At 60.4% G+C, this 12,831-nt stretch carries 2 protein-coding genes and 1 pseudogene; all 3 read right to left on the bottom strand.

Features of this window, described 5'->3' with window-relative positions; all coding sequences use genetic code 11:
- Positions 1-120: 120 nt before the first annotated feature.
- Positions 121-492, bottom strand: a complete 372-nt coding sequence (locus V1603_RS03330) for a DUF6911 family protein (protein ID WP_395313491.1) — start codon at positions 490-492, stop codon at positions 121-123.
- Positions 493-505: 13 nt separating this feature from the next.
- Positions 506-4,480: a hemagglutinin repeat-containing protein gene (locus tag V1603_RS03325; protein WP_395313966.1), complete on the bottom strand. Its 3,975-nt coding sequence runs from the start codon at positions 4,478-4,480 to the stop codon at positions 506-508.
- Positions 4,481-8,284: 3,804 nt separating this feature from the next.
- A pseudogene (locus tag V1603_RS03320) lies at positions 8,285-12,799 on the bottom strand (filamentous hemagglutinin N-terminal domain-containing protein); the annotation flags it as partial.
- Between the last annotated feature and the right edge of the window lie 32 nt (positions 12,800-12,831).

Genomic DNA, 12,831 nt, shown 5'->3' with positions numbered 1-12,831 from the left:
CCGACGCGCTTTCTTGGTCCGGAGACGCTACCGCCCAGCCGTGACACAAGGTCTATCGCGGCACCATCATATAAGCAAACTTCAGCATCAATTAGGATGCTGAAATCTTGGATTTATATTTCAACTAAGAAGTTCCTTTGATACGTTGCCAGTATCAAAAAACTCTTTTAAGATCTTTACAATAAATTCAGAGTCTTTTGTAAGCTGAGACTCTGGCCAGTAATCTCCAAGAATCACTATTCCTGTATCAGGTTTAGATGAATCCCAGTACGTTCTTACTTGGTATTCATCCTCAACAATTTCACCTAATGTTATCAAATAATAACCATTCTCCGTTCTAATCTGAAGCATTTCAGCGCTATCATCGCTACTATTCAGTATATCAAGAGTAAGGGTTCCTTTTTTTCCCTGAATTTGTGCAAACTGATTTAATACCATATCCAAATTTTGGATCTGTTTATTGCCACCAATTTCGTCCAGTGTCCAACTCATTTTAAAATTCATTTTAATCCCTAACCTTGAGAGATTTCATGCCAGGCTGCCAGAAGAGGACTGATCCTGTAGCCTCTTCATAAATTGTTAAAGATTTTAGCCCCGCTTTATCAGCCATAGCTGCTATATCACCGCGGCAATAACCACATACAGGCTCTTTAGATACACTCATTGTCATCTCACGCCCTTGAGACATCCCTTTTTCAAAAGCTTGCTGTATAACACCTACTTCTGCATGAGCTGTAGCCATATTGCCGTTAGGAAGAGGCTTGTTTTGCTTATCTATTTTAGCCTGGATTCGTCCATCAATGAGTGTTGGCTTATTCACATCTGCTAAGTTAGAAGGTCTTGCCCCCTGATTAGTATCAGTGAACTTAGCTCCATCAACATTACCTTTTGCCACGACCTTAAGACTAGCATCAACGATTTTACTTAATTGTTTTGCTGCAGCATAACCCAAAATTGGTGTTACTGAAGTCGCAATGATCTCCAGACCCTGCTTCGTTTCGGTGTAGCTTTCTGCGGTCTGACGATCAACCCCTTTGGTGACCATGAAATAGTTAATCATGGCATCTTTCACCTGCTGCTGATTCTGTGCATCAACACTAGTGATATCAAGGAGATTGACTATCTGCCCATACGCATCAGAGTACTGTTGGCTATATTTCGAGTTATACGGGCCATCTTCATACCCCTCTTTTGTCGCAATGACTTTTAGTCTTGCACCTGCACACGCTGAGCTACCCGCATTACCATTTCCGCAGGCATCAATAACGTCTTTATCACTGGTAATGTCTTTCTCGCGCAGAGCGTCATATTTCTGTTTCGCTAACTCACGCTCTTTTGGGTCTTTGCTGTTCTGGAGAGTCTGTTTCGCCAGCTCAAGCTCTGTCTTTTCAGACACGCTAAGATAGTTATTCTCCACAGTATTCTTCCCTGCACTGGCTCCAGCCGCCGCACCAGCCGTATTTCCCCCGGCAATCCCGCCAGCTATGCCCGCTGAAACAGACGCCAGCGTACTCACGGTTTGCTTCTGGTCTTCCGTCAGCTTCGACGGATCTGTGTCCGGATAGAGCTGTCTGGCAATCGCTGTCGCAACCAGTTCGCCGGATGCCGCCCCTGCTGCGCCCGCTGCGGCACTGTTGCCCTGAAGCGCTGCGGTTACGCCGCCGAGGATGGCATGGGCAATCGCTTTTGCCGCCGTGTTGTCATCAATGCCTGCATGATGGCCGATGATGTTCGCCAGCTCCGGCGCTGATGCCCCCGCCAGCGCACCCGCAATATTGCCGCCCGCCAGTCCCTGCAGCGCTGCTGTGGCCGCCTGGATGCCGCGCTGCATATTGCTGCCCGTACCATACTTTTCCTGCGTCTCTTTGTATTCCGGTGTATCACGCAGTTTCGCAAGATAGTTCTGGCGCTGTTCCTCTGTCGCATTTGCGGGGAGAGTCTCGCCGGATGCTTTCTGTGCCGCCTTAAGCGCGTTCAACTCACCTTGCGTTTTGGCAATATCCGCCACCTGACTGCCAATATCGCTGATCATCCCAACTGCGTTCAGACGGTTCTGCTCTTTCTCCTTGTCGAAGATCGGGCTGATGCTGTCGTTAGCATGTTCGGTATCGCGGCTCAGATCGGCCACGTCCTGCTTCTGGTTTGCCTTGTCGCGGATGGTGAGGGAGCCCTCCGCCACAGCGGCCTGCGTGGTGCCCTCCTTATGGCCTTTATTACCCGCAGCGGAGATCATGCCGCCCGGCAGGTTGCCCTGAAATTTATCCCCGAAGCTGCCGCCGCCGCTCAGGCTGATACCGGAGTGCGAGGTTTTAAAGTCCGCCTCGTTGTGGATATCGCTGAAGCCCAGCGTCCCGGTGTCGAGGCTGTTTTTATCCGGCGTGGCGGTAGAGGCGATAACCGCGCCATCAAGCTGGGTGTGATGCCCGACGGTGATGTCGAAGCCGCCGTCCCCGGCATACAGCCCGGTCTGTTCGGCCACCGAATCAAAGCGGCTCTTCATCTTGTCCTGGCTGGCGTTGATATAGCCTGAACCGGACATGGTGCCGAAGGTGAAGCTGCCCCCCGCCGCAACGCTGGTCTGCTTGCTGTCGTAGTCGCTGTTGTCCTGCTGGCTGCGCATCAGCAGATCGTGACCAACATCTGCCACGATTTTATCGCCGTTAACCTGGGCCCCGTTGAGCACGGTGTCGTGCCCGCTTTTAAGGGTGACGGTTTTGCCGCTGTCGATGGTGGTTTCGGTCCAGTCGGTACCGTTGCCTTTATCCTTGCCGTGCGCGGCGTTGACGTTGGCAAACACGCTGATACCCGCGCCGCTACCTCCGGCACCGATGCTCACGCCGATACCGCCACCGCTGCTGCTGTTCTTGCCGCTGGTTTTTTGGGTGTTCGCCGCGCCGGACAGCAGAATGTCGTTCTGTGCATCCAACGTGGTGGCGCCCCCGGCTTTCAGCTGGCTGCCCGCAATCACGATGTCACCGCTGTTCACGCCGTTGTTTTTGCCGTTCGCGGTGATGGTGAGATTATTGCCTGCGTTCAGCGTGCTGCCTGCCACCGCATCACTCTCAGCATGCTGCTGTGATTTCGACTTCTGGGTCGTCAGCGAGAGGCTCACCCCCATTGCGTTCGGGTCGCCGGTGGTTGCCGCCATATCCGCTGCCTGCCCGGCCTGCACGCCGGACAGCACCGTTTTGGTGGCCTGAAGGGCTTTCAGACGGCCGTCACTCTGCTCTTTGGTCTCCTGCGCCGCGCTCACGGCATTGTTAATAGCGCTGCCGACGGTGCCGGAGAGCGCCACGGTAAGCCCGCTTTTCTTCTGCTCGAAGGTCTCATCCCGGGTGCGCTTGTCATGCCCCGGCTCAATGATGACGCTGTCGCCGCTGAGGCTTAAATCCTTCCCGGCGATAAGATCCGCGCCGCCGACATGGGCCTGGTTTCCGGCAGAAATCGTAACGTTACCGCCCGTCGAGCCCACCGTACTGAAGCTCTGGCTCTGGGTGGTGCCCTTCTCACGAAGATCGTGCGTGCTTTTGCTGCTGCCGATGGTGAAGCCAATCCCGCCGGAGCCCATCAGGCCGGATTTTTTCTCTTCCTTAAAGCGCCAGGAGGTGTCGGTGTTGGTTGCTGCAACGATATCAACGTTGTTGCCCGCCTTAAGCTGCACGTCGCCATCGCCCGCCACGGCGGAGCCTGACACCCGCAGGTTATTGCCCGCCACCACCTGCACGTTATCGCCGCTCAGCAATGAGCCGGATTCACGCGTCGCGCTGTTCTCCTCGATGGTGTGGGTGGTTTTCTTGCTCAGGAAACCTTTCTTAGTTTTGGTCTCCTCTTTGTAGTGATAATCGCTTTCAGTTGCGGTATCGAGGCTGACGTCGCGGCCTGCCGCCACGCCAATATCGCCCTTCGCCGTCACCTGCGCGGCTTCGGTGGTGACATCGCGTCCGGCGAGGATCTGGGTATTCGCCCCGCTGGCGATCTCGGTTCCCTGCTGGCGCACGGACTCGTTAATAACGGTTTTCTTGCCTGACCTGTAGCTGTCGCCCTGCGTGGTCTCTTCCGCAGCCAGATTCACGTCGCGACCCGCCTGCAGCCCGACATTTTTCTCCGCCGCCAGCGCGGCGGCCTGAGCGTTGATATCCTGCCCGGCCTTCAGCACCAGGTTATCGCCTGCGGAAATCGTGGTACGGTCGATCCCGGTGCTGTGGGATTCGCTTTTCCCTTTCTGGCTGCTTTCGCTGGTCTGTGCCGCGTTCAGGTTGAGATCGTTGCCCGCGCTCAGCCCCGCGCTGCCGCCCGCCTTCAGGTCGCTGGCGGTCACGTCAAGGTCGTGCCCGGCATTCACCAGCAGGTTGCCGCCCGCGGTGACGTTGCTGCCCTGATACGTGACGGACGAGCGGCTGGTTTTCTCCCGGCTGGAGCTGTATGCGTCGTTGATCTGATTCGCGTTGACGGCAATATCGCCCCACGCGTTCAGCAGCATGTCGCCGCCGGAGGCCAGGTTCGCCCCGGTCACGGTGATGTTTTTCCCCGCCTCAAGCGACAGGCCATCCTGTGCGGTAATGGACGCCGTGTTGCCCAGAAGCGTGTCTTTCAGGCTGATGTTGCTGTATTTCCCTTTGGCATTGATATCAATCTGCTCAACCTGGGTCAGGTTGTTGATGCTGCCGTCCAGGCTCTCCAGCGCGACCGTTTTACCGCTGATGGTGGAGCTGATGTTATTGATGTCGCCGATGGCGCTCAGGTTCAGGTCGCCGCCCGCTTTCATCAGGCCGCTGTTGAGGTTGCTGATGCTGTTCTGGCTGTCGAGCGTCAGGCTGTTATTCGCCAGCAGCGAGCTGCCGCTGTTGGTGATGCTGCCGCCCTTCAGGGTGACGTTGTTGCCTGCGATCACGCTGCCGTTATTGACGGTGACGTCCTTCGGCGACAGGTAAAGTTTCGGCACCATCACCGTTTCACCGTTGACGGTGGCTTTCTCCCACCACAGAAGGCTGTGGTCGAGCGCGGCAATCTGATCCGCAGTCAGCGAGACGCCAAACTGCAGGCCCAGAGACTGCTGCGCCGCCGCGGCGTTGTCCATCAGATAGCGCATTTGATCCAGATCGGAGCCGATGCCGTTCAGGTAGCGGTTGCCGGTCTGGTTGAGCACCACGTTGGAGACATAGCGGGTATCGAACGCTGCATCGCCGAGGAAGCGATAGTCGTAATCCGGGTTCAGGTTGAGGCGACCCAGCATATAAGACGAGCCGAGGAACTGCTTCTCGTCGGTAAACGCCAGCCGCGTCTCCTGCGGCGCCGTGGACGACGGCTTGACCCCTAGCATCGCGTTCAGGTCGGCAAACAGGGCGGGATCGAGCTGTCCGAGGCCGTTCAGTTTCGGGTTAATGTTGATCAGGTACGGGCTTTTCGGATTGTCGTTGAAGACAAAATAGCCGTTGTTGCCCGACGGCAGCGGGTAGGCGCTGGTATCGACGCGCTGGCCCTGATAATGCCCGACGGCACCGCCCTGAGCGGTTCGGAGATCGGCGGTGGTGGCCCCGGCGTTAGCCAGGGCGCCCAGCTGGCCGAGATTGGCGTTGCCTTTCTGCGTGGTGGCAATGTTACTGAGAGACGTGCCGGACGCACCGCCATTTTCCAGCGCCCCGCCGCCGTTAAGCTGCTGCAGCGCCCCCTGGAGCTGATCGTTCCACTGCGGCGAGTTTACCGCCACGGTACCGGTATTGCTCAGCCCCTGTTTTTGCACCCCGCTGCCGATGGTCTGGTTGCTGAGGGTGTTCAGGGACGGCGCGGAGATAACGTTGCTGACGCCGCCCGCGTTAGCGGTGGTACTGGTGTTGCTGATGTTGCTGGTGAAGTTTGCTGTGACGTTGCCGCCCGCCTGGATGACGGCGCGATACGTACTACTTTCACCAGTATATTCCGTTTTTTGTTCGCCTAGTTTATAGGGTACCCAGCTACGATATTTTCGCTGGTCATCATCCCACCAGTACCATTTACCCTCACCGTATGACGACAACGGTGTCCATTTAGGGTCAGCACAATCTGAGAAAAACCACTCGCAATGATACTCTGCCTGCACGTAGGTAATACGTCGACCGGCTTCGGCTGAGAAATTGTTTAATGTCCCACCAGAAAGGGAGATATTACGCCCCGCCAGAATATTACTCGCGCGGTTATCCAGGGTTCCGGCATTAACAGTGATATCACGTCCAGCGGTGATACGAGCCGCACCTCCTGTAGCTGAAGCCTCTACGACTGACTCGCTGAGGATAAACTGCCTGATATCTTCTCCGAGAAGACGATATACAATCCCACGTGTACACTGCCCGCTGTTATTGCCCCCACCTGCCCGACATTCTTCATATTCATCAAACACCACGTTAGTGCCGTTGTGCTTCCACTCTTCCAGACTGATTTCAATATCGGGTTTCTGCTTACCGTAATAGGAACCATGCAAATAAGGTGACTGCTTCGGAATGGCATCCGGATATTGCTGCTCACGCTGATTAACGACCAGCCCCTCTGCTTCATTGCGCAGATATGCTGTTTTGATCGTAATATCACCACCCTGCGTCTCAATATTCCCCGACGTATTCACCACCTGGCTATTGGCATTCCCCGCCGCATCCCGCTGCATCCAAAGGTTGTTCCCCGCCATGATGTCGCCGCGCTGGTTGGTGATGCTGTCGGCAAACAGCGCCAGATTATTGGCCGCATACAGCAGCGCGGTGTTGACGATGGAGCCCGGCGCGATGAGGGTCAGCGAGCCGCGCGTGCCGGTGAAGCCGTCGACGGTAATATTGCTCCGGCTGGCCACGGTGATATCGCCCCCGCCCTGCACCGAGCCCGCGGCGTTCAGTGCCACATTGCTGCCGGAGAGCGTACTGGCACCGCCGCCGGTGGTGATTTGTCCGTTGTTGCTGAGCTGCCCGCCCGCGCTGAGGTTAACCGCCTGCCCCTGCAGCACGCTGCGGTTATCGATGTCGCCGCCGCTGCTGATGGTCAGGGTTCGGCCTGCCGCCACGGCGGTCCGGCTGGTAAACGCGTTCGTCAGCTGCAGCGTTAAATCGCCCAGGGAAACCAGCTGGCCGGTGAGGTCCAGCCCCCGGCTCTGCAGCCACAGGTTGCCGCCGCTCAGCAGCTTGCCGCCCGCGCTCTGGGTCACCTGGTCGGCATTAATATTCAGCTGCGCGTTGCCGAGCAGCGTGCCGCTGTTGTTCAGATGGCCGTAGTTAACCGTCAGCTGTCCCGCCTGGGTGGTGCCCTGGCTGGCAAGCGTGGTGCCGGTCAGGGTGGCCCGGTCGGCCACCCACGTGCCGCCGTTAGTGGCGTTCGCCGCATTGAGGATCAGGTCAGTGGCCTGCAGCCAGCCGGTGCCGGTGAACTGCGGCGTGCCGAGCGTCAGGCGCGCGCCGGAAAGCAGCCTGCCGTCATTACGCGCCTGCGAGGAGGCGGTCACGCGCGTCTCGCCGCCGCCCTGGATCAGGCCGTAGTTAAACAACGCGGGTGTGGTCAGCGTCAGGCCATCGCGGCTGACGATTTCGCCCCCGCCGTTGTTGGTCAGCGTGCCGCTGAGGGCCAGCGTCGCGCCGTTATCGCCCTGCAAACGTCCGCCGTTGGTGAGCGCCCCGGTGGTGATGCCGAGCGTGCTCCCCTGAATCTTCCCGTCACTGGTGACACTGGCCGCCGTGACGTTCAGCGCCCCGCCGGAGAGCAGGGTGCCGGATGACTGCTGGCTCACCGCGCCGGTCTGGCTGAGGGTCAGGCCGTTCACGCCGCTGATGGCGCCGCTGTTGCTGAGCGTGCCACTTTTCAGCGTCAGGTTTTTCGCCGCCCATTGCCCCTGGTTCGCCAGCGTGGCAGCCTGCAGCGTCGCGCTGCCCAGCGCGGTAATCTTGCTGCCTGCGGCGCCAGTGAGCGTGTCGGCCAGCGTCATCTGCAGCGCGTCTGCGCTCTGCACCGCGCCGCTGTTGGTGAGCGACTGGGCGTTGAGCAGGATATTTTGTGCCTGCCAGCTTCCGGCGTTGGTCACCGCGCCGGACGTCATCGTCAGGGTGCCCTGAGTAAGCAGCTTGCCGCCTGCGCCGTTAATGAGTTCCTGCTGCGGCGCGGCCATCGCCATGCGCGCCATCAGCCGCTGCTGCCCCTGCAGGGTCAGGCTCTGCAGGCCGGTTAAGGTGCCCTGGTTGTTGATGCTGCTCTGACTCAGCGTGAGGCTTTTCCCCTGCACGGTGCCGCTGTTTTTGAGCGTGCTGCCGCCGAGCGTCACATCCCCTTCGCTGAGAAGCTGCCCGCGGTTATCCAGCGTCCTGGCGGTGATGTCCGCTCCGCCCTGGCTCATCAGCGAGCCGGTTGAGGTCAGCGTGCCGCCTGCATTTGCCGTCAGCGTTCCCTGGCTGAGCAGTGACCCGCCGTGCGACCAGTCGGTGGCGCGGACGTCTGCGCCGTTCCCCTGCAGCGTGCCCTGGGTGGTCAACTGGCCGGCATCCAGCGTCAGCATGCCGCCGGAAAGCGTGCGCGAATTCGTGCTCGTGGTCAGCGTGGTGCCGATGAGCGCCAGGCCGTTCGTTCCCTGCATCAGCCCGCCGTTGTTGAGATCGCGAGCGTTGAGGGACAGCGTGCCGCCCATGATGCGCCCCGGGTTCGCCAGGGTGTCCGCGGTGAAGGTGGTTGCGCCGCCGCTCTGCAGCAGCCCGGTATTTGTTAACGCCCCGCTGAGCGTGCCGCTGAGTCCCGTCAGCCCGTTCACCGTGCCGCTGTTGGTTAGGATGCTGCCCGTCATGCCCAGCGTCGCGCCCTGCAGCGTACCGGCGTTCGTCAGCTGTCCGCCCTTCAGCGTGAAGCCGCCGCCGGAGAGCCATTTGCCGTTCAGCTCGTTGATAAAGCGATCGGCGGTGGCGTTAACGGCGTTGCTGCCCTGCATAAGGCCGCTGTTGCGCAGTTCCGCTGCGCCTGCGGTCAGCGTTTTGCCCGCCACCGTGCCGCTGCTGGTCAGCGTCGTCGCGTTAAGGATGGCATTTTCAGTGGCAACGAGGTTCCCCGTATTTGTCAGGGTGTTGCTCAGGCCAAGATCCAGACTCTGCGCCTGAATATCGCCCTGGTTCGTCAGGTCACTTCCCCGGAGGGTGAACCCGCCATCCACCAGCAGCAGACCGGCGTTATCAAGCGTGTCGAGGTGTAAATCCAGGTTGCTGCCGCTCACCAGCTGTCCGGTATTCCTGTTATTCAGCGCGCGGGTGGTCAGCGCCAGCGCGTCGTTACCCTGCAGAATGCCGGTGTTGGTCAGCTGCGCGGCCTTCACCGTCAGCGCTTTCCCGGCCAGCTGGCCGTCGTTAAACAGCTGCGCCGCCGTCAGCGTAAACAGGTTCTGGCTGAGCAGAGCCCCTTTGTTGTCCAGCCTGCCAGTGGCGGAAAGCGTCAGGGCGTCCAGCGCCTGAACGCTGCCCTGGTTGCTCAGGCTCTCTGCGCCAAGCGTCGCGCTGCGACCTTGCAGGCTGCCCGCGTTGCTGAGGTTTTTTCCGCTCAGGGTCAGGGTCTCGCCGCCCGTCACCTGCCCCTGGGTCTGGTTCGCGAAAGTATCGCCGGACCAAGCCAGCGTGCTGCTGCCCTGAAGCAGGCCGCTGTTCTGCAGATCGCTGCGCAGGGTAAGCACTTTCGCCAGCAGCTGGCCCCGGTTATCGGTGCTGCCGGCCTGCACGTCCAGCGCCTGCTGGCTGAGAACCTTGCCACTGTTGGTCAGCGCGCCGGTCACCTCCGCCGTCACGCCCGCTTCCCCCAGCGCGTTACCGGTGTTGATCCACTCGCCGGTGGCCAGGTTTAGCGTTTTGCCCTGCAAAAGCCCGGCGTTGTTTAAGGTGGTGTGGTGCAGTTCGAGCGCGCCACCGGAGAGCAGCATGCCCGACTGTTGATTGCTGAGTTGCGCCCCCGTCGCCGTCAGGGAATGAGTGCCCTGCAACGTGCCGCCGTTAGTGACTGCCGCGCTGTTGAACTGTGCGTCGGTACCTGCCATCAGCCCGCCGTTCGTCAGGCTGGCGGCAGTCAGGGTCAGGCCGTCCCGGGCAATCACCCGCCCGTCGGCATCGTTGCTGGCCTGACGGGTCAGGTTCAGCAGCAGCGCGGTGGCGCTGAGCTCGCCGCTGTTAGCAAGCGTGTCGCCGTTGAGCGTCAGCGTTCCGCTGCTGCGCAGCGCGCCACGGTTACTGATGTCTGCCACGCCGAGCGTCAGGGTATCTTCCCCCTGAACGGTGCCCTGGTTTTGCAGGCTGTTCGCCGTCACGTGCAGGTCGCTGGCCGCAATATTGCCCGTGTTAACCAGCGTGGTGCCGTTCAGCGTGATCCGCTCGTCCGCCAGCAGGCGTCCGCTGTTGCTCAGGTTGAGATATTCGCTGCTCAGACTGAGGCCGTTGATTTCACCCTGGTTTGTCAGCGTGTCGCCTTTGACGCGCAGCGTGCCGTCGGTGGTGATAAGACCGCTGTTAGCCAGCACCGGGATGTTCAGCGTTAAATCCTGCGCGCTGTAGACCGATCCCCCGGTCAGGTTCGCGAGCGCTCCGGTCTTCAGATTGAGCTGGGTGGTTCCCTGCAGCAGCCCGCCGTTCTCTACCGACGCACCGTCCAGCGACAGGGTATCGGCCACCAGCGAACCGCGGGTGGTGATGCGGTCGCCTGCCGTCAGGGTCATGCGGTCCGCTTTTGCGACGCCGGACTGGAAGATGTTCTCTCCGCTGAGGCCGATCGTACCGGAGGTAAGTTCCCCGCTGCTGGTCAGGTCGTTGGTCGCGTTAAAATTCAGGGTGTTACCGGTGGATTTCCCGGCATGCGCCAGCATGCCTGCGGTCGCCAACAGCGCTCCTTTTGCCGCCTGGGTGCCGTTCAGCGTCGCATTCTGCGCCTGAAGGGTAAGCGCCTGCCCGCTTTGCAGGCGGGCATCCCGATCGGTGCTCAGATCGCCGGTGGAAACGGTTAATGCCCCCGCCGCGTCCGTCTGCCCGTTCAGGCTGGCGCTGCGGGTCGCGGTAAGCTGGACGTTGCCCTGACTGGTGGTACGGGATGCCTGACCGCTGGTCAGGGTATCGGCCTGCGCCGTCAGCGCCGTCGCGCCGGACAGGGTGCCATTCTGTTCAAGGGTGCCTGCGGTCACGTTCATCGCGCCGTCAGCCAGCAGGCTGCCGCCGTTACGCAGGGTTTGCTGCGCCATGACGTTCGCATCCCCTTTCGCGCTCAGCGTGCCCTGCTGCTCCAGATTATCAGCATTTAACGTCAGTTTTCCGACGCTCTGGAGGGTGCCATTATTGATGATCGTCTGCCCCTTAAGGGTGACGTCGTTACCCTGCGCCGTACCGCCGTTCGTCAGGTCTCCGGCGTTCACATCCAGATGGCCTTTCGCCGCCAGCAGGCCGCCGTTTGACACCCTGTCGCCGGAGAGCGCAGCGTCGCGCCCCGCATTCGCCTGACCCTGGTTACTGACGGTGCTGCCCGTCAGGCGGATATCGCCCGAGGCGTCGGCCCGGCTCTGGCCGTCCAGCACCAGCTGTCCGCCGCTCAGCGCAAGGTTCTCCCCTGCCGAGATCGCACTGCCCGTGGCTGACAGCGTGCCGCCGCTGGTCAGCGTGGTGCGGGTATCGCTGCCGACGCGGGTACTGGTCAGCGCGATATCCTTTCCGGCCGCCACGCTGAGCGCGCCTTTACTGGTGATGCTGCCGGCGCGCTGCGTCAGGCTGCCGTCGGTAGACAGCATGGTGTCGGTCTGGCCTGTCAGCGTCGCATCCGAAAGTGCAATCCCCTGCCTGCCCACGACCGCCAGCGCGCCCGCGCTGTTCGTCCCGCCGCCCGTCATCTGCACTTTTCCCTCACTGGAAAGGCGCATATCGCCGCTGCTGGCGAGCGTGCTGTTATTGAGTTCCACATCCTGCGAGCTGGTCACGTTCAGCGCGCCACCGGCCTGATGGCTGCCGTTGAGGGTCACCCCCGCGCCGCTGGCGGCGATCGATCCGCTGGCAAGGCTGTTCGAGACCGTCAGTTTGCCGCCCGCATCAAGCTGAATATCCCCCTGGCGCGCGGTGAGATTGCCGAGGTTCACCCCCACGCCCGCCTCGCTGGAGACCAGGCGGATACGGTTGGCATACATCCCGCCGAGCGCGCCGGTATCCACAGCCACGATGGGTGCGGCCCCCTCACCGGCAATCGGCTTAACGCTTCCATCTGCGCCAACGCGGTTCGCCCCCGCCGTCACCTTCAGGTCGTTCGCGTGAATCGCGGCGTTCACTTCCGTTGCGCGCGCAATAATCGACAGCGCGTCGCTCCTGCTGGCGTCCAGCCCCTGGCCTTCAACCGTGATGGCCCCTTTCGTTACGTCCAGCGCCAGCAGGTTACCATTAGCGTCAAACTGCGGTTTACCTGTGGTCAGCGTGGCATTGGGGGTGTTGATAAACCCGCATCCGTTACAGGTGATACCGTACGGGTTAGCCACCATGACGTTTGCCGCCTTGCCGGCGACTTCCGTATAGCCCTGCAATTGCGAGCGGCTGGCTCCCGTGACTTCGTTGATGATGCCTTTCGCTTCCCGCCCGGCCTGCAGGTTGGGGTTGTTCTGGATAAGCCCGCCCAGCTGGGTCTGGGTTAAACGGTCCGTGCCGTTATTGAGGATAAGTCCCTCTTTGCCGACGTTGTAATCCTGGAACTGGTTATGCGAAATACCCGCCCCGTTCGGCGTGGCGATATTGATGACCGGAACCCCGTTCCCCGCCTGGTCCACCGTGGTCTGCCCGGTCGGCGTGAGCGCCGCCGCGACGGCGGGTGCCATCGGCTGCCAGACCATCAGGCCGCAGACAATCC

Source organism: Enterobacter sp. ECC-219 (genome assembly GCF_043966805.1).
In the GTDB taxonomy this organism is placed as follows: domain Bacteria; phylum Pseudomonadota; class Gammaproteobacteria; order Enterobacterales; family Enterobacteriaceae; genus Enterobacter; species Enterobacter cloacae_N.
Note: the sequence above shows the minus strand (reverse complement) of the source record. Positions and strands in the feature narration are given on the sequence as shown.

Bases quoted from the DNA above. Each gene is read 5' to 3' on its own strand.
- V1603_RS03330 (WP_395313491.1), bottom strand. From the start codon at position 492: ATGAGTTGGACACTGGACGAAATTGGTGGCAATAAACAGATCCAAAAT.
- V1603_RS03325 (WP_395313966.1), bottom strand. From the start codon at position 4,480: ATGCTGCTGAACGCGTGGGGCGATATTGCCGTCAACGCGAATCAGATC.